We start from the raw sequence: 17380 nt of genomic DNA on the forward strand, positions 1-17380 counted from the left end.
CATGACCTTGGCATTTGAGAAGTTTATGAGGCAGTACCAAGCGACAGGAAGCGAAAAGGCTGATGGCTATAGCCGCGATGCGTTCATCGAATTGGATGATTCCGAGAAGGAAGTCGTATTTAAATTATTAGAGTCTGAACTCCCGTTTTCCATTGAATGGCTGTTTTTTCTTGATGTGAAAAGAGCTCTGGCCGTTGCGAAGGAAGAGGAAGAGAAGACGCGTGGCAATGGCTATCAGCATGTCTACATCCTTCAAGAGCAGTTGGTTAAGCATTCCGGGGACTTGATTTATCAAAAGCGTATGATTGAAGACTATCCTGGATATGTAGATAGCTTGAAGCCTTTAGTTATCGATGCGATTGGGCGGACACCTGCAAACAAAGCGGTAGTTGATTTTTTCAAGCAAATTGTACTCGTTGAAGTTAACGATAGCGCAGTAGCTCGAGCTGCCCGCAAATTGTTGATGGCCTTAAAAGTGCCGCGCTCTAATGAGATAGAGGAGCGGAATTATTTGCAGCTGTTAAGCGAGTTGCGCAATAATAATATAAAAATAAAGATGAAAGCGATTGCTCAGATTGAGAGGTATGAGAAGTATAAACCTACCCTTTCGGTCAATAGTTGAAGCCATGATGTAATGTGACAGATGATAAGGATCAACTATCAGGCAACTTGATTGCTGTATCGCTTAGGCACATGAGACGCAAGAGGTGCGGTGAAATTCATGGTTAAATGCGCTAGTGCGGACAAAGTGAGATTCATAGTTTTGCTTGGGACCCAGTTCGGAGGCGGTGTACTTAGTTGCTCTAACGAGAAGGTGGGGTTTCACAGTCGATCTTATCTGCAATGAACACTCGACATTAACCGTACGTCGCCGTAACTACACTAGCTATCAGCACGCAGCCACATGCACAGTGATGGCCATGCAAAGCCACTTTGCGTTCGCCAACTAAGTATGTCGCTGCGCCTTCTACAATGGTATTAATGCCATGCCCAGGTATTGGGCAGGTTATCATGTCGCCCAATCGAGCAATGCCGATACCGTCAATGAGGTGTGTAGTGGACGCCGATATGACCTTGCCGCCATGTGAAGTGCGGTCTCCTAGGCGTACAATTGGTAGTGCCATGTTTATCCTGTTTTACGATTTCGATGCTAATTAATAATGGTAAGGAAAATTTTCAAGGAAAAATATGTTTTTGTTGCTGAGGATTCGCAAGCAATAAAGGAGCGACGGAATCTGCGTTGAGAGAAGTGGTATCAATGAAAAACATCAATTTTTCTCTTTTTCAGGAAAAATATTCCAGTATACTGGATGAATGGATGTCAACAACCTCATCGCTCAACGAATACGGCAACTGCGTGCTCTTCGGAAACTATCCTTGGCGGCCTTGTCCGAGCTCAGCGGAGTCAGTCGCTCGAATATTTCGCTTATTGAACGAGGAGAAAGCAGTGCTACAGCAACGGTTTTAGACAAGCTCAGCGCAGCCCTCGGAGTAACACTCACATCCCTATTTGAACAGCTGGGTGATACGAATATTCCGATCACTCGTGCGGCAGACCAGCCAATATGGACCGATCCGGGCTCAGGCTACGTCCGCCGCAACCTGTCCCCACCCATCGACTCACCCATCCAGCTGGTCGAAGTCAGCTTCCCCCCTGGCCAGCGCGTCGCCTACGACACCGCCGCCCGCGACGTCGACGTGCACCAGCAGGTCTGGCTGATCGAAGGCACGATGGACGTCACGGTCGGCGAAGCGCAATGGACGCTTTCCGCAGGCGACTGCCTCGCCATGCGCCTCGACCAGCCAATCAGCTATCACAACCCCACGGCAGAACCGGCGCGCTATCTGGTCGCGCTGGTCAGCCAGCCCTACAAACCGCCCAGGAGAAGCGCATGACAAGCACCCTCGCCATCCGCCGCATCGAAGCAAGCGAAGCCGGCGACTGTATCGACGGCCTGACTGACCTCCTGCTCGATTGCGTAGAAGGCGGCGCGTCTGTCAGCTTCATGCTGCCTCTGGAGCGCAGCAAGGCGCGCAGCTTCTGGCAGGGCGTCCTCGACGGCATCAAGCGAGGCGAACGCACCCTGCTGGTGGCCCAGGACGAAGACGGAACCATCGTCGGCACCGTCCAATTGATCACCGCCATGCCCGACAACCAGCCCCACCGCGGCGACATCGCCAAGCTGCTCGTGCACCGTCAGGCGCGCAAGAGCGGGGTAGGGCGGCAGCTGATGCTGGCCATCGAAGAGGAAGCGAAGCGCCAGCAGCGCACCGTGCTCGTCCTGGACACGGCGAGTCCCGATGCCGAGCGCCTGTACGAACGCCTAGGCTGGCAGCGCGTCGGTGTGGTGCCAAACTACGCGCTGATGCCCGACGGCGCCCTGTGCGCGACCACCTATTACTACAAGCAGCTCTGACCCATGACCACCCTTCCGACCCTGATCATCATCGACATGCAGAACTGCATGGCCAGCCCTGATGCCGGCCCGCGCAACAACCCGCAGGCCGAAACCAACATCGCCAGCCTGCTCGCGGCCTGGCGCGAACACCAGGGCACGGTGGTCCACGTCCGCCACATCTCGCGCAGCGCTTCCTCCGGCTTCGCCCCGGGCCAGCCCGGCGCCGCTTTCCAGCCGGCCTTCGAGCCGCGCGCCGGCGAACACGTGGTCGAGAAAAACGTCCCGGACGCCTTCGTCAATACGGGTCTCGAACGCTGGCTGCGCATGCGCGGCATCACCGACCTGGTCGTCGTTGGCGTCAGCACCAACATCTCGGTCGAAGACAGCGCCCGCTCCGCCGGCAACCTGGGTTTCAGGACCACGGTCGTCGCCGACGCCACGTTCGCCTTCGCCAAACGCGACCACGCCGGCGCCCAGCGTACGGCCAGGGAAGTCCACGCCATGTCCCTCGCCAACCTGGATGGCGAGTACGCGACCGTCGCCGATACGGGCGATGTACTGGCCGGCCTGGAGCACGCCACCGGGCGGTAAATACGGAGTGAAGACCAAGCTGTTGTTTTGACCACGCGTTTTCCCCAGCAGTACGACCCGTTCCGGATAGGGCTGCTATGATGCGGAGATCAAAAATTTAACAGTCTGTTCTTTCTGTCCACTCCTAGCACGATGCCCTGGCCCTACGACGCTGAACCGAGCCTCGCGACCATGTCCGACATGGAACGGCAAATGCGTTCCCACGCCTGGGAGAACACGCCTCTCGGCCCCGTCGCCGCCTGGCCGCAGAGCCTGAAGAACGCGGTCCGCACCCTGCTCGACATACGCCTGCCGGCCTACCTGGCCTGGGGCGAGGGCTATACCCAGTTCTTCAACGACGCCTACCGTCCCATCCTCGGCGACAAGCATGTCGACGCCCTGGGCAACGACGCGCGCGTCACCTGGTCCGAGATCTGGCCCACCATCGGCCCGATGTGGGCCAAGGTGCGGGCGGGCGAATCGATCGGCTCCGAAGGCTTCTCGCTGACGATCAACCGCTACGGCTACGACGAAACCGTTTACTTCAATTACTCCTACAGCCCTGTCTACGGCGACACCGGCAAGCCCGAAGGCGTGCTGGTCACCTTCGTCGAAACCACCAGGGCCGTACTGGGCGAACGCCGCCACGCCTTCCAGCTCAAGCTGGCCGACACCCTGCGCCGCGAGACCGAGTTCGATCCCATGCTGAAGGCGACCATCCGCCTGACCAGCGAATACTTCCTCGGCTCGAAGGTCTCCTATGTCGAGATCGACGAGGCGGCGCGCACCATGCAGGTCAAGGAGGAGTGGAAGGACGGCATCGCCACCGGCGGCGCCCAGGCCACCCTGCCGCTCGGCCTGCTGACTAGCGCGCAGCTCGAACAGCTCCAGGCCGGCACCACGATCTGCACGGTCGACGTCGCCAGCGACCCGGCCTGTGGCGCGGTGGCGCCGCAATGCCTGGCCCTGGGCATCCATTCGGTGATCGTGATTCCGCTCAAGGACGGCAACAAGCTGGTCGGCGCCGGCTTCCTGTACAAGGACCACGCCTACCGCTGGACCGACGACGAGCGTACCCTGGCCGAAGACCTGGCGCGCCGCACCTGGGAAGCGCTGCGCCGCATCCGCGCCGAGGAAGCGCTGCGCGAAGAAACCCGCCTGCTCGAGCTGCTCAACCGCGCCGGCAACGTGCTGGCGTCCACGCTCGACCTGGACACTTTGCTGCAGTCGGTCACCGACGCCGCCACCGAACTGACCGGCGCCGAATTCGGCTCCTTCTTCTACAACGGCCGCAACGAGCAGGGCGAAGCCTACCTGCTGTACACGCTCAGCGGCGCGCCGCGCGAAGCCTTCGAAAAACTGGGCCAGCCGCGCCCGACCGCCGTGTTCGGCCCCACCTTCCGCGGCGGCCCGCCGATCCGCAGCGGCGACATCCGCAAGGACCCGCGCTACGGGCAAATGGGACCGCACCACGGCATGCCGAAGGGCCACCTGCCGGTGGTCAGCTACCTGGCGGCGTCCGTCATTTCGCGCTCGGGCGAAGTCCTGGGAGGCCTGTTCTTCGGCCATTCGCAGCCGAACCGGTTCGACGAGCGCACCGAGAAGATGATCACCGGCTTCGTGGCGCAGGCCGCGGTGGCGATCGACAATGCGCGCCTGTACGAGCTGGCCCAGCGATCCGCGCGCGAGCGCGAAGGCATCCTGGCCAGCGAGCGCGCGGCGCGCGCCGAGGCCGAGCGCCACAACAAGATGAAGGACGAGTTCCTGGCCATGCTGGCGCACGAGCTGCGCAATCCGCTGGCGCCCATCACCAACGCGGCCCAGCTGCTCAAGATGCCGAGCGTGGACGAGAACCTGCGCCTGAAGGCGACCAGCATCATCTCGCGCCAGGTGCGCCACATGACCGAACTGGTGGACGACCTGCTGGACGTCTCGCGCGTCACCCGCGGCCTGGTCAAGCTCGAACTCGAATCGCTCGACCTGAACGCCGTGGTGCGCGCCGCCGTGGAACAGGCGCGCCCGCACATCGAAGCCAAGGCCCACACCCTGAGCGTGGATGCGCCGGCCCGGCCGGTGGTGGTGGCGGGCGACCGCACGCGCCTGGTGCAGGTGCTGGTCAACCTGCTGAATAACGCCGCCAAGTACACGCAGGCCGGCGGCAGCATCCAGCTGCGCCTCGAGGCCGGGAAGGAAGAAGCGCGCGTCACCGTCATCGACAACGGCAGCGGCATCGACACCCAGCTGCTGCCGCACGTGTTCGACCTGTTCACCCAGGGCGAACGCGCGCCCGACCGCTCGCAGGGCGGGCTGGGGATCGGCCTGGCGCTGGTCAAGAGCATCGTCCAGATGCACGCAGGCCAGGTGCAGGCCCACAGCGACGGCCCCAACACGGGCGCCTCGGTCTCGGTGCTGCTGCCGCTGGCCGACGCCGCCGTGCTGCACGGGCCGGGACGCATCCGCCACGCGCCGGGCAGCGGGGTGCCGCGCGTGCTGACCATCGTCGACGACAATGCCGATGCGGTGCAATCGCTCGCCGTGCTGCTGCGCGCCCAGGGCCACACGGTCAAGGTGTTCGAGGACGCGGTGCGCACCCTGGCCTCGACCGAGCTGGCCGGCACCGAGGCCTTCATCCTCGACATCGGCCTGCCCGACATCACCGGCTACGAGCTGGCGCGCCGCCTGCGCCGCGACCATCCAGCCGCCACCTTCATCGCCTTGACCGGCTACGGCCAGGCGCGCGACCGCGACCTGTCGAAGCAGGCCGGTTTCGACCATCACCTGGTGAAGCCGGTCGAGATCCGCGCGCTGTCCGACATCCTGGCCCAGCTGCCGGTGCGCGGCGCCGCCCTTGGCAAGGATGAGACAGGTTTGGTGATGCCAGTTGACAATGTTGCGGCAACTCCGCAATATTGAAATCCTGATATCATTTTAGCCTGATTCGTGTCCCGAAAGAAGAACAGCCGCCAGTGGGCGCGGCTCCGGATCCTGTGTTCCGGCGGCCTGCACCTGATGACGATCATTCCCGACGCCCTGGAGCTGGTGCGCGAACTGATTCCCAACAGCGCGTCCCAGCTGTTCCTGCACGCGCCGCGCGCGGCGGAAGAGGACATGCAGGAAGCCACCGTGCTGGGCGTCCTGCCCCCGCCCAACGGCTATTTCTACGGCGACGCGGCCAACTTCGGCGCCGTCGCGCCGAGCGAGGCGCGCGCCCGCGCATCCCACGTGCTGGAAGTGCAGCTGGGAAGCAGCGCCGCGCCCTTCGGCACCGTCACCCTGCTGCGCGAGGACGGGCCCGCCTTCGACCAGGACGACGAGGAAGACCTGGGCCGCGTCGCCAATTACTTTGACTACGCGCTGCGCAATGCCGACAGCGCCGGCGCCGGCATGTCGGGGACCATCGAGGACGAGGCCATGCTGCTGGCCACCCTGGGTGGCGACATCCTGTTCCTGAGCGATTCGGCCGGCGCGCTGCTCGACTTGCTGGCTTCGCAGGAGCAGCAGGTGTTCGACCGCCGCACCCTGCCGCCGTTCTGCCTGCGGCTGGTGGAGTCGGTGGTGCACGGCGAGCGCTACCCGTGGCGCCTGCCGGCCGGCACGCTCGACCTGGCCGGCGGCGTGCTGGAAGCGCGCGCGCAGTGGATGAGTTCCGGCAGCCAGGACGTGCTGCACCACCGCACGGTCGGCATCTTCCTCAAGTATGTGGTGCCGATGCCGCTGCGCATCTGGCGCGCGCTCGGCAGCGTCGAGCTGTCGCCGCAGCAGATGGAAGTGGCGTTCTGGATGGGCCTGGGCGGCGGCCGCGAAGCCGCGCGCTCGCGCATGGACGTCAGCGACGCCGTGCTGCGCGATTGCGTGAAGGCGGTCTACGAGAAGTTTGGGTGTACGTCCGAAGCGGGCCTGCTGGCCATTCTTCGCCCCACCGTTTCCCGGATGTAGGGTGGACGGCTCTGCCGTCCACCCTACGTTTTCGTGGTTCGCCACCGTTGTAAAACCCCCCACCACTCCCTCTTCCGGAACACCCCCCATCCGTGGGGATGGTCTACACTTCATTGGCTTTTTATTATCTCTATGAATCTCTTCGAGGAGGAAGTATGAACATTCGATGGATGAGTGCTGTCCTGCTGGGCGCCGTGTGCGCCAGCGCCAACGCCGCCGACATGAAGGTCACGCTGAAGATGGCAAGCGACAAGGGCGAAGGCGCCGAGGTCGGTACCGTGACCATCAGCGAGAGCAAGTACGGCCTGGTGTTCACGCCCCAGTTGTCCAAGTTGCCGCCCGGCCTGCACGGTTTCCACGTGCATGAGAACGGCAGCTGCGCCGCCAACCAGAAGGATGGCAAGACGGTGCCCGCGGGCGCCGCCGGCGGCCACCTCGACCCGAGCGGCAGCAAGCGCCACGGCACGCCGTGGGGCGATGGCCACCTGGGCGATTTGCCGGGCCTGACCGTCGACGACAAGGGCAACGCCACCAATCCGGTCCTGGCGCCGCGCCTGAAACTGGCCGACGTCAAGGGCAAGGCCCTGATGGTCCACGCCGGCGGCGACAACCATGCCGACCACCCGGCGCCGCTGGGCGGTGGGGGAGGCCGGATGGCCTGCGGAGTGATTCAATAGTCCATCCCTGGACGATCAGGGATGAAATAAAATTTCACATATAAGGTGTTCTTGAAATGAAATTTCACAAGCTGATGGCGACGGCCCTGCTGTTCGTGGCCCTCGACAGCCGTGCATCCCTGATCCACCACTACGAACTGAACGGCTCGCTGGCCGACAGCCAGGGCGGCAAGTCCCTGGTGGCGCACGCCGGCGGCCAGCTCGGCGCCAGCGGCTATGCGTTCGGCCCCAACCAGGGCCTGCGCCTGGACGAAAAGCTGGGCGGCGTCTACACGATCGACATGACGTTCCGCCTCGACGCCTTCAATGCCTACAACAGCTACACCCGCCTGCTCGACTTCAGGAACCTGGCGGACGACACCGGCCTGTACACCTGGACCGACAAGTTCAACCTTTACAACTACGGCACCTCGGCCGGCAAGCTCGAACTGGGCAAGGACACCCGCCTGACCATCACGCGCGACAGCGGCAAGATGTTCAACCTGTACAAGAACGGCGACCTGGTGATGAGCATCCTCGACAAGGACAACGTGGCCGACTTCACGGCCAACGCCATGCACTTCTTCCGCGACAACGGCGGCGAAGCGGGACGCGGCGCGGTCGACTACATCAGCATCTACAACCACAGCATGACCGGCGCCGAAGTGAAAGTGCTGCAGCCGCCCGCCACCGACCTGCCTGAACCAGGCTCGCTCGGCATGATGGCGGGCAGCCTGGCGATGCTGGGCTGGATGGTCCGCCGCCGCCGCAAGGCTGAGCAGGGCCTGGACGCCTAATCGTCCTCGCGCGGCGGCAGGTCGACCTGGGGCACCCCCGTCTCCTGCGCCGCGATGAAACCGGCAAGCGCCGCCGACAGGTCGTCGACCACGCGCTTGCCCCACGCCTTTTCCATCAGCCGGTACTGGCGCTCGATCAACGGCGCAATGTCGTCGACCAGCCGGTCTCCCTTTTCGCCCAAGCGCACCGTCACGCGGCGCTGGTCGGCCGCCATGCGTTCGCGCTCGACCAATCCCAACTCTTCCATACGCGCCAGCATGCCGGCCATGCTCGGGCTCAGGATCTGGCACAGCTCGCACAGTTCGCGCGGCTCGAGCGCCTCGTGCTCGTCCAGCGCACGCAGGATGCGCCACTGCTGCTCGGTCACGCCGTAGTGGTTCAGCACGGGGCGGAAATGCGACATCAGGGCGTCGCGCGCCTTCAGCAGCTGCTGGGGCAAATTGCGGTGGGTGATCCGGCCGGGCAAGGGTAACTCCAATCGACGGCGCCAGCCAATCCGCTTGACTGGCTAACATATTAGTGATTAACTGCGAATATATTAGCGAATCCGGGGATTCGCTTCCATGTTCCGCATGCGACTACGATCGTGATTATCCGAGACCGGCCCTCTGGGCTCAAGCTGTTCCTGCTCCTGCGCGGTTCCATCCTGCCGCGCATCCTTCCCTCCCTGGTGGTCAACATCGCGGTGGCCCTCCTGGTGACCTGGTCGCACGGCGACTTGTGGGACCTGAAGATCACGCTCACCACCATCCCTTTCACCCTGATCGGCCTGCCGCTCGCGATCTTCCTCGGCTTTCGCAACAACTCGGCCTACGACCGCTTCTGGGAAGGACGCAAGCTGTGGGGCGAGCTGGTGCTGCGCAGCCGCAACCTCGCGCGCCAGTGCCTCAGCCTGGTCGAAGGGGAGGGCGAAGGCTGCGCCGCCGACGGCCTCGGCGACCTGCGGGTGCGCATGGTCCTGCGCGCCATCGCTTTCTCCCATGCCTTGCGCGACCAGCTGCGTCAGCAGCCGCTCGACCCCCGCCTGGCCGGCATGCTGCAGCAAGAAGAACACGCGCAGCTGGCCCGCGCCGCCAACCGTCCCGACTACCTGATGCAGCGCATGGGCCAGGACCTGCGCCGCTGCCTGGCCGACCAGCGCATCGATCCCTGCCTGGCCGCGAGCGTGGACGCCAGCTTGTCCGCGATGACGGCCGCCGCCGCATCCTGCGAGCGCATCAAGAACACGCCGGTGCCGTTCTCGTATTCGCTGCTGCTGCACCGCACCGCCTACCTGTACTGCTTCCTGCTGCCCTTCGGCCTGGTCGACACCATCGGCTTCATGACGCCGGTCGTGGTGGCCATCGTGGCCTACACCTTCTTCGGCCTCGACGCCCTGGGCGACGAGCTGGAAGAACCCTTCGGCACCGAACCCAACAACCTGCCGCTTGACGCCATCTGCCGCGCGATCGAGATCGACCTGCGCAGCGCCCTGGGCGACGAACATTTGCCGCCGCCGCTGGCGCCGCTCGACTACCTCCTCACCTAGCATCGGGAACACTGCCATGCACCACGACGACCACGTTCGACAAGACCGCATCCGCCTGCCGCTCCTGCGCGAGCGCATCACCAGCGCCGCCCGGGCGGCCGAATGGATCAGCGACGGCATGACCGTCGGCATGAGCGGCTTCACCCGCGCCGGCGACGCCAAGGCGGTGCCGCTGGCCCTGGCCGAGCGCGCCCGCAACGCGCCCCTGAAGATCACCCTGATGACCGGCGCCTCGCTCGGCAGCGACATCGACAGCACCCTGGCGCAGAGCGGCGCCCTGGCGCGGCGCATGCCCTTCCAGGCCGACCCCGCGCTGCGCGCGGCGATCAACCGCGGCGAGGTGATGTTCGTCGACCAGCATCTGTCCGAGACCGTGGAACTGCTGCGCACGCGCCAGATCGCCCCGGTCGACGTGGCCGTGATCGAAGCGGTGGCCATCACCGAAGACGGCGCCATCATCCCGACCACCTCGGTCGGCAACAGCGCCAGCTTCGCGATCCTGGCCGACAAGGTGATCGTCGAGATCAACCTGAGCCAGTCGCCGGAACTCGAAGGCCTGCACGACATCTTCATCCCCAAGCACCGTCCGCGCCGCGAGCCCATGCCGCTCATGAACGTGAGCGACCGCATCGGCGCCAGCGCCATCGCCATCCCGCCGGAGAAGATCGTCGCCATCGTCCTGACCGAGAAGCACGACAGCGCCTCCACCATCCTGCCGCCGGACGAGGAGACGGCCGCCATCGCGCGCCACCTGACCGGCTTCTTCAACGCCGAGATCGCGCAAGGCCGCCTGACCGAGCGCCTGATGCCGATCCAGGCCGGCATCGGCACCATCGCCAATGCGGTGCTGGCGGGGCTGGTCGACGGACCGTTCCGCAACCTGACCATGTACTCGGAAGTATTGCAGGACTCGACCTTCGACCTGTTCGACGCAGGGCTGCTCGACTTCGCATCGGGGTCCTCGATCACCCTGTCCGAGGCCAAGGGCCGCCAGGTGTTCGCCGACTTCGGGCGCTACAAGGACCGCCTGGTGCTGCGCCCGCAGGAGGTGAGCAACCATCCGGAAGTCATCCGCCGCCTCGGCATCATCGCCATCAACACGGCGCTCGAGTGCGACATCTACGGCAACGTGAATTCGACCCACGTGTCGGGCACCCACATGATGAACGGGATCGGCGGCTCGGGCGACTTCGCGCGCAACGCCTATTTATCCGTGTTCGCGACCAAGTCGGTGGCAAAGGGCGGGAAGATCTCGAGCATCGTGCCGATGGTGTCGCACGTGGACCACAACGAGCACGACGTCGACATCATCGTCACCGAAGCCGGCCTGGCCGATCTACGCGGGCTGGCGCCGCGCGAACGGGCGCAGCGCATCATCAACCACTGCGTGGCGGAGCCGTACAAGGCGATGCTGAGGGAGTATGTGGAGGAGGCGCAGCGCGGAGGAGGGCAGACGCCGCATGTGCTGGAGAAGGCGTTCTCGTGGCATGTGCGGTACAGGGAGACGGGGTCGATGCTGCCGACGTAAGCTCGGTGCACATCAACTTGGGTCCCCGCCTCCGCGGGGATGACGGAGCATGCGTCAGTGGTACTGCTTGCACGTCATCCCCGCGAAGGCGGGGACCCAAGTTCTTCAAGCGAAGTCGTACAGCCAGTTACTTCGCCGCCGTCCGCCCCTTCCCAAACGCATCCCCCGCCTTCCACGCCGGCATCTTCGGCGCATCGGCGACGGCGCGCCCCAGGTTCAGCGTGAATTGCGCCTGCTGCACCATCCCCGCCAGGTCCCAGCTCGGATCATATTCGTCCGACACCTGGTGGTAGCGTGCGCGATAGGCCTTCTGCTTGGCGTCGTTCGCCTCCACATCCTTCACCCAGCTGTGTCCCGCGCCCACCGAGAACGCCGGCACGCCGGCCTTGGCGAAGCTGAAGTGGTCGCTGCGGAAGTAGCCGCCGGCCAGGTCGGGCTTGACCGGGGCGATCTGCAGGCCCATGGACTTGGCGGTGGCGGCGGCCATCGCGCCCAGGTCGGTGCGCTCGCTGCCCGGCACGTTGACGTCCTTGGCCAGGCCCACGAAGTTCAGGCTGTCCAGGTTCAGGTTGGCGGCGGTCTTCTCGATCGGCCACAGCGGCTTGCTGGCGTAGGCGGCGCTGCCCAGCAGGCCTTGTTCTTCGGCCGCGACCCACAGGAACATCTGGCTGCGCTTGGCCGGGTTGCGCACGGCTTCCTGCGCCATCGCCAGCAGGGCGGCGGTGCCGGAGGCATTGTCGACCGCGCCGTTGAAGATGGTGTCGCCTTGCTCACCCTGCTTGCCCATGTGGTCCCAGTGCGCGCTGTAGATCACGACTTCGTCCTTGAGCTTGGGGTCGGTGCCCGGCACCACGCCGGCCACGTTGAACTCGTTCAGGGTGCGCACCGCGGCGCGTGCCTCGCCCTTGACGCGGGCGTTCAGCACCACCGGCTTGAAGTTCTTGTCTTCCGCGGCGGCGCGCAGCTTGTCCAGGTCCTGGCCGGCGGCTGCGAACAGCTTGCGCGCGGTGGCGTCGGTCATCCAGCCTTCGAAGCCGGCGCCCAGCTCGCCCTCGGCCAGCTGGAAGCGCTCGGCGTTGGCCCAGCTGTTCTGCACCACGCTCCAGCCGTAGGAGGCCGAGGCGTCGGTATGGATCAGCAGCACGCCGGCCGCGCCCTGGCGCGCCGCTTCCTCGAGCTTGTAGGTCCAGCGGCCGTAATAGGTCAGGCCGGCGCCGTTGAAGCGCTTCGGCTCGGCCGCGGTCGGGGCCGGGTCGTTCACCATCATCACCAGGACCTTGCCCTTGGCGTCCAGGCCCTTGAAGTCGTCCCAGCCTTCCTCGGCGGCGCTGATGCCGTAGCCGACGAAGACCATTTCCGCGTCCAGCGCGTGGTCGGCCTTGGCGTCGCCCGGACCCCAGACCCAGTCGGCGCCGAACTGCAGCGGCAGCGCCTGGCCGCCGGCCACGATGCCGACATTGCTCTGCTGCGGCAGGGCGCGCACGCCGGCGATCTTGACCGGCTGGCGGAAGCTGGCGCCGTTGGCCGGCTTCAGGCCGGCAGCAAGCGCCTGGGTCTCGAGATAGGTGACGGTCAGTTCGCCGCCGCGCTGGCCGGTGCCGCGTCCTTCGACGGCGTCGGAGGCCAGGAAGGCCAGGTGTGCGCGCAGCGGCGCTTCCTTGACGGTGGCTTGCGACACAGCTTGCTTTTTAGCGGCCGCGTGGGCCGGGTAGGCCAGTGCCAGGCTGCCCGCCAGGGCGGTGAGGACAACGAAGGAGACGATCTTGTGCATGGAATCCTGCTGCGGAAGTGGGTTGTGTATTTACCGTGATGGGCACGCACGCCAGCGCGTGCGCGGACATTGTATGCCAAGCGCCTAGTAAAACCGCAGGATGTCCTTCGACACCGTGGTCCCCGTGTCCGGCAGCAGCGGCGGGGCATCGGCAGGGCGCGCCGGCAGCAGGTGCTGCGGCAGTCCCGGGATGCGCTCTTCCACCGTCACCGCGAAGATGTCTTCGGGCTTGGCCTCGATCTCGAACTCCATGGTGCGGTCCTCCATGCCGTACAGCGACACCCACCACGGGCCTTCCGTGCTGGTCAGCGGGCGGCCGTCCAGGCGCGAGCGCAGCGGCTTGGTGCCGGACACCCACATCTCGATGTGCGGCGCCTTGTTCTTCGAGCGCACCGTGAAGCGCCCGTAGCGCACCTTGCCCTCCGCATTGCGCATCACGGTACTGCGCAGGAGGTAGGTCTCGGGGAAGGACAAGGCATCGTCGCGCGGCGCCACCGCATGCCACTGGCGCGGGCTGTTCCAGCCGAAGGCGTCGACGTAGATGGCCGGCTCGCGCTGGTCCGGGAACACCTGCCGGGTCCAGGCGTCGAGCGGCTGCGGCGGCATCAGCCAGTAGGCGCGCCAGGTGTTCATGTCCTTGAGATAGGTGAGCCGGTTGGGTGGCGGCGTGGATTCGTCGGGTGTGGGCGCGGCCGTGGTGCGCGGCAGCGCAAGGCCCAGCGCCAGGGCCAGCGCCAGCGCGGCGGTGAGCGCATGCGGCGCGCGCAGCATCAGCAGCGGCGCGGCGAAGCACAGCATCGGCAGCGCGACCAGCACGGCCGCCACGTACAGGCCATGCGGCGCCAGGGTCGTCCAGGCTTCGCGCAGCCCGGGCGGCAGCAGGAGCGCGGCGGGCGCCAGCCCGGCCAGCAGCACCAGCGCGCGCACGGCCGGCAGACGGGCCGGCGCCCAGCTTGACGCCAGCACCAGGTAGGCCGCCAGCGCCCCCAGCAGCGGCCAGGCATACAGGTAGCCGGCGCCGGGCCGCAGGGACATCAACAGGACCAGCGCCGCCAGCGCCCAGGCCAGCGGCCCCAGCACCGCGGCCGCCTGGCCCGCCACGCGCCGCACCACCAGCAGCGCGGCCAGGAAACCGATCGCAACAAACGCGCCGGCGGCCAGCGCCACGCTGTAGTCATCCGCCAGCGCCGCCGCCCACAAGGATTCGCGCTGCCACCAGACGGCGGTACGCGCCGCCACCAGCAGCAGCGCCGCCCCGAACAGTCCCTGCACGGCCGGGACCGCGCCCAGCTGGCGGAAGGAGAGCACGCAGGCGCCCAGCAGCAGCAGGAGCGCCACCCGCGCCACGCCCCAGGCCAGGTCGGGCGAGTGGTGCACCGGTCCCAGTCCGGGCAGCGCAAACCAGGCGTGGCCGGGATGCCGGCCGCGCGCCAGCGTCGCGTCGCCGAACTCGCGCGCCAGGCGCAGCATGGCGTCCCCCATGTGCAGCAGGGTGGCATGCTCCAGCCTCGCCGGCACGTCGTTGGCGCGCTCCCAGTCGAAGCGCTTTTCCGTGTTCGCGAACAGCAGCACGGGCGCGTCCAGTTCCGCCAGCGGTCCGATATCCGGGTGCTGGGGCATGGGCGGCATCAGCGCCGCCGCCAGCGAGGTGCCGCCGGCGTCCGGCGCGGCGCGCGCCCAGCCGCGCAGCGCGTCCTTGCCGGCGCCGCTGGCTGCGAACAGGCGCAACGGACCGCCGCTGCCCGCACTGTCGAAGCGCAGGGCCAGGCCGATGTGCCGGGACAGCGGATGCTGCTCGACGAAGCCCTTGGTCCCGAGCCCGCCCACGTGTTCGCCGTCGGCGAACAGCAGGACGATGTCGTTGGCGCTGGGGCCCTCGCGCCGCAGCGCCCGTGCCGTTTCCAGCAGCGCCGCCACCGGGGCCGCCGCACGCGCCGCACCCAGCGTAGCGCCGCCGCTGTCGTAGTGGGCGGTGAGCAGCAGGGCGGGCCGGCGCAACCGGTCCTGCCTGTGGCCGGGAATGCGCAGCACGATGTTGTTCACCACGCCGATGCTGGTGTGGACGCCGAATTGCAGCACCGAGCGGCGCACCGTGGCGCGCTGGACCTCGGGCGCGTAGCCCATGGCGCGCAGCTGGCCGAGGATGTAGTCGCGCGCCCGGGCGTTGGCCGCGGTGGCGATCGGCCGCGGCGCCACGCTCAGCGCCGTCACGTGCTCCATGGCGCGCGCCTGCCAGCGCGCGGGCTCGGGCAGCACCGGCGCCGGGATCGGCACGGGCGCCAGGGCAAGCCAGGCCAGGATGGCCAGCGCCAGGCAGGCGGCCAGGCTGGATAGCAGCCCTGCCAGCGGCCTGGTCCCGGCCAGGCGCGAAAGCGGCACGACTGAGGGAATGGCTGAGGGAATGGCTGAGTGTACTACGGGGGGAACGGCGTCTTCCATGCTTCTCTCTCCTTATTGTTGTTGTGCTCCCGCAGGCCTTGCCGGCCTGTCTGTAAACAAAAAAAAGCCCGCCGAACTGGGAGAAGCAGGGCGGGCAAGAGGGGAAAATCGATACGGCTATTCAAGGGTCCAGACATAGGCCAGCTGCGCCCAGCCGGCTTCGGCGACGCCGTTGTTCATGGCCGGCTTGAACTGGCACAGCGACAGGGCGTTGACGGCGGCGCGGTCCAGTTCGCGCGAGCCGCTCGAACTCTGGATGCGCGAATCCTTCACGCGGCCGTCGGCGCCGACCATCAGGGCCAGGGTCACGGTGCCGGTCTCGCCGTTGCGGGCGGCGCGCGCCGGGTAGTCGGGCTTGGCGCAGCCGTTGGCGTCGGCCAGCACGGCGCTGCGCATCTGGCCGCTGTTGGCCGAGGGCTCGGCCGGCGGCGCGTCGCTGGGCGCCGACTGCATCGGTTCGGCCGGCTGCGGCTGGGCCTCGAGGGTGGCGCTCACGGTCGGCTCCGGCGGCGGCTCGACCTCGGCCACTTCGACCTTGGGCACCACGATTTCCGGCGGCGCGACCTTGGTCTGCGGCTTGGGCGGTTCCGGCGGCGGCGAGGGTGGCGGGATGTCCGGCTTGATCCAGACCAGCTTGTCCTCGACCATCGCCGGCAGCGAGATGGTTTTCGAGTTCATCGTCTGGATGACCCCCATCGCCACCAGCACGTGCAGTCCCGCGACCAGGGCCACCCGGCCCGCCTTGCCGCCCGTTCCATCGTTCAGGTGAGAGAAATGCATGACATTCTCCTTTTCTTAAAGCGCCCGGCTGACCGCTTGGCTGAGCTTGTGTTACCTCGAAGGAAGACAAAAACTACATACGTTGGAATCAATATATGCTAGGACATAGCAATATGTAAAGCGATTCCTTAGCAAAATCGTTACCAGATGTGAGATAGAAAACTGTTGCGCTTGCTCGTCTATACAGCCGAGGCCCCTCGCGCGCCGCGGCGTTGTATGGAATAATCCATTTGTCACATTGGTCCTTCCGGGTGCTGGTAAGTCCGGATGCCACCGTTTGGTAGGTAGATGTCAGCGGCTGCGATAGCCCGGAGAGAAGATGGCAACACAGAACAGCAAACCCATCCGTGTCATGCTTGCCGACGATCATCCGATCGTCATGACCGGCTTCGCCATGTCGCTCGAAGCGGCGGGCATGCAAGTGGTGGGACAGGCCAAGACGCCGGATGAAGCGACTGCGCTGTACGCCGCCGAGCGTCCGGACGTCGCCGTGCTCGACATGCGTTTCGGCACCGAACTGACCGGCCTGGACGCCGCCCAGACCATACTCAAGAATGATCCCCAGGCAAAAATCGTTTTCCTCAGTCAGTTTGATCAAGATAGTTTGATCAAGGAAACGTACCGCATGGGCGCCCACGCCTTCGTTACCAAGGATTGCGACCCGGCCGACCTCGCCACCGCAGTGCGCTATGCGCGCGAAGGCAAGTTGTACTTCCTGCCGCAGATCGCCGCCCGCCTGGCCAGCATGGCGGTGCGCGGCGAAGTGACGCCCCAGTCCCAGCTCGACGAGCGCGGGCTGGAGATCTTCAAGCTGATGGCCGAGGGCATGACCAACGCCGAGATCGCCGAAAAGCTCGACCTGTCGACCAAGACGATCAGCAACATTAGCCAGTCGATCAAGGAAAAGCTGGGCGTGCACCGCCAGGCCAGCATCACCCTGCTGGCCGTCAAGCACGGCCTGATCGAACCCTGAGC

16 protein-coding genes are annotated in these 17380 nt (G+C 65.7%); 11 read left to right on the top strand and 5 right to left on the bottom strand.

All coding sequences use genetic code 11. From position 1 onward, the window contains the following. The first annotated feature begins 1 nt into the window (after position 1). Positions 2-622, top strand: coding sequence for a hypothetical protein (locus tag KBW98_RS01545; protein ID WP_211518327.1), 621 nt, complete (start codon positions 2-4; stop codon positions 620-622). A 235-nt stretch (positions 623-857) separates the two neighbouring features. Here KBW98_RS01545 and KBW98_RS01550 read toward each other — a convergent pair whose 3' ends face one another. Then, complete coding sequence (locus KBW98_RS01550) at positions 858-1124, bottom strand: PAAR domain-containing protein (protein WP_211518328.1); 267 nt, start codon at positions 1122-1124, stop codon at positions 858-860. Between the two features lie 190 nt (positions 1125-1314). Between KBW98_RS01550 and KBW98_RS01555 the strand changes: the two genes are divergently transcribed. The 7 genes from KBW98_RS01555 (at position 1315) to KBW98_RS01585 (ending at position 8358) form a co-directional block, all read left to right on the top strand. After that, positions 1315-1896, top strand: coding sequence for an XRE family transcriptional regulator (locus KBW98_RS01555; protein ID WP_211518329.1), 582 nt, complete (start codon positions 1315-1317; stop codon positions 1894-1896). Continuing rightward, positions 1893-2417, top strand: coding sequence for a GNAT family N-acetyltransferase (locus KBW98_RS01560; protein WP_211518330.1), 525 nt, complete (start codon positions 1893-1895; stop codon positions 2415-2417). Before KBW98_RS01555 ends, KBW98_RS01560 begins: the two co-directional genes overlap by 4 nt. A 3-nt stretch (positions 2418-2420) precedes the next feature. Further along, on the top strand, positions 2421-2990 hold the full coding sequence (locus KBW98_RS01565; protein WP_211518331.1) for a cysteine hydrolase family protein: 570 nt from the start codon (positions 2421-2423) through the stop codon (positions 2988-2990). A gap of 192 nt (positions 2991-3182) precedes the next feature. Continuing rightward, positions 3183-5882: an ATP-binding protein gene (locus KBW98_RS01570; RefSeq protein ID WP_211518332.1), complete on the top strand. Its 2700-nt coding sequence runs from the start codon at positions 3183-3185 to the stop codon at positions 5880-5882. Positions 5883-5909: 27 nt separating this feature from the next. Then, positions 5910-6905: a hypothetical protein gene (locus KBW98_RS01575; protein WP_211518333.1), complete on the top strand. Its 996-nt coding sequence runs from the start codon at positions 5910-5912 to the stop codon at positions 6903-6905. Between the two features lie 155 nt (positions 6906-7060). Further along, on the top strand, positions 7061-7582 hold the full coding sequence (gene sodC, locus KBW98_RS01580; RefSeq protein WP_229428918.1) for a superoxide dismutase family protein: 522 nt from the start codon (positions 7061-7063) through the stop codon (positions 7580-7582). Positions 7583-7638: 56 nt separating this feature from the next. Continuing rightward, on the top strand, positions 7639-8358 hold the full coding sequence (locus KBW98_RS01585; protein WP_211518414.1) for a LamG-like jellyroll fold domain-containing protein: 720 nt from the start codon (positions 7639-7641) through the stop codon (positions 8356-8358). Here the strand turns inward: KBW98_RS01585 and hpaR are convergent. Beyond that, positions 8355-8825 (bottom strand): homoprotocatechuate degradation operon regulator HpaR, encoded by a 471-nt coding sequence (hpaR, locus tag KBW98_RS01590; RefSeq protein ID WP_211518334.1) that lies wholly within the window; start codon positions 8823-8825, stop codon positions 8355-8357. The genes KBW98_RS01585 and hpaR overlap by 4 nt on opposite strands. 120 nt (positions 8826-8945) lie before the next feature. Between hpaR and KBW98_RS01595 the strand changes: the two genes are divergently transcribed. Both KBW98_RS01595 and KBW98_RS01600 read left to right on the top strand, forming a co-directional pair. Beyond that, a complete protein-coding gene (locus tag KBW98_RS01595; protein WP_211518335.1) occupies positions 8946-9887 on the top strand; it encodes a bestrophin family protein in 942 nt (313 codons plus the stop codon). A 16-nt stretch (positions 9888-9903) separates the two neighbouring features. Next, on the top strand, positions 9904-11415 hold the full coding sequence (locus KBW98_RS01600; RefSeq protein WP_211518336.1) for an acetyl-CoA hydrolase/transferase family protein: 1512 nt from the start codon (positions 9904-9906) through the stop codon (positions 11413-11415). Positions 11416-11542: 127 nt separating this feature from the next. Here KBW98_RS01600 and KBW98_RS01605 read toward each other — a convergent pair whose 3' ends face one another. From KBW98_RS01605 to KBW98_RS01615, 3 genes are all read right to left on the bottom strand, one after another. Then, on the bottom strand, positions 11543-13186 hold the full coding sequence (locus KBW98_RS01605; RefSeq protein WP_211518337.1) for a M28 family peptidase: 1644 nt from the start codon (positions 13184-13186) through the stop codon (positions 11543-11545). Positions 13187-13270: 84 nt separating this feature from the next. Continuing rightward, positions 13271-15565 (bottom strand): M28 family peptidase, encoded by a 2295-nt coding sequence (locus KBW98_RS01610; RefSeq protein ID WP_373888884.1) that lies wholly within the window; start codon positions 15563-15565, stop codon positions 13271-13273. Between the two features lie 177 nt (positions 15566-15742). Continuing rightward, positions 15743-16405 carry an energy transducer TonB gene (locus KBW98_RS01615; protein ID WP_211518339.1) on the bottom strand — a complete coding sequence of 221 codons (663 nt, stop codon included), beginning with the start codon at positions 16403-16405 and terminating at the stop codon, positions 15743-15745. 319 nt (positions 16406-16724) lie between these two features. Here KBW98_RS01615 and KBW98_RS01620 point away from each other — a divergent pair, with 319 nt between their 5' ends. Further along, complete coding sequence (locus KBW98_RS01620) at positions 16725-17378, top strand: response regulator transcription factor (RefSeq protein ID WP_211518340.1); 654 nt, start codon at positions 16725-16727, stop codon at positions 17376-17378. The last annotated feature ends 2 nt before the right edge of the window (positions 17379-17380 follow it).

This window comes from Massilia sp. ST3 (genome assembly GCF_018119405.1).
In the GTDB taxonomy this organism is placed as follows: Bacteria; Pseudomonadota; Gammaproteobacteria; order Burkholderiales; family Burkholderiaceae_D; genus Telluria.

Coding starts and splice junctions, on each gene's coding strand:
- KBW98_RS01565 (WP_211518331.1), top strand. CDS start 2,421: ATGACCACCCTTCCGACCCTGATCATCATCGACATGCAGAACTGCATG.
- KBW98_RS01585 (WP_211518414.1), top strand. CDS start 7,639: ATGAAATTTCACAAGCTGATGGCGACGGCCCTGCTGTTCGTGGCCCTC.
- KBW98_RS01555 (WP_211518329.1), top strand. CDS start 1,315: ATGGATGTCAACAACCTCATCGCTCAACGAATACGGCAACTGCGTGCT.
- KBW98_RS01550 (WP_211518328.1), bottom strand. CDS start 1,124: ATGGCACTACCAATTGTACGCCTAGGAGACCGCACTTCACATGGCGGC.
- KBW98_RS01545 (WP_211518327.1), top strand. CDS start 2: ATGACCTTGGCATTTGAGAAGTTTATGAGGCAGTACCAAGCGACAGGA.
- sodC (WP_229428918.1), top strand. CDS start 7,061: ATGAACATTCGATGGATGAGTGCTGTCCTGCTGGGCGCCGTGTGCGCC.
- KBW98_RS01560 (WP_211518330.1), top strand. CDS start 1,893: ATGACAAGCACCCTCGCCATCCGCCGCATCGAAGCAAGCGAAGCCGGC.
- KBW98_RS01615 (WP_211518339.1), bottom strand. CDS start 16,405: ATGCATTTCTCTCACCTGAACGATGGAACGGGCGGCAAGGCGGGCCGG.
- KBW98_RS01620 (WP_211518340.1), top strand. CDS start 16,725: ATGGCAACACAGAACAGCAAACCCATCCGTGTCATGCTTGCCGACGAT.
- KBW98_RS01600 (WP_211518336.1), top strand. CDS start 9,904: ATGCACCACGACGACCACGTTCGACAAGACCGCATCCGCCTGCCGCTC.
- KBW98_RS01570 (WP_211518332.1), top strand. CDS start 3,183: ATGCGTTCCCACGCCTGGGAGAACACGCCTCTCGGCCCCGTCGCCGCC.
- KBW98_RS01605 (WP_211518337.1), bottom strand. CDS start 13,186: ATGCACAAGATCGTCTCCTTCGTTGTCCTCACCGCCCTGGCGGGCAGC.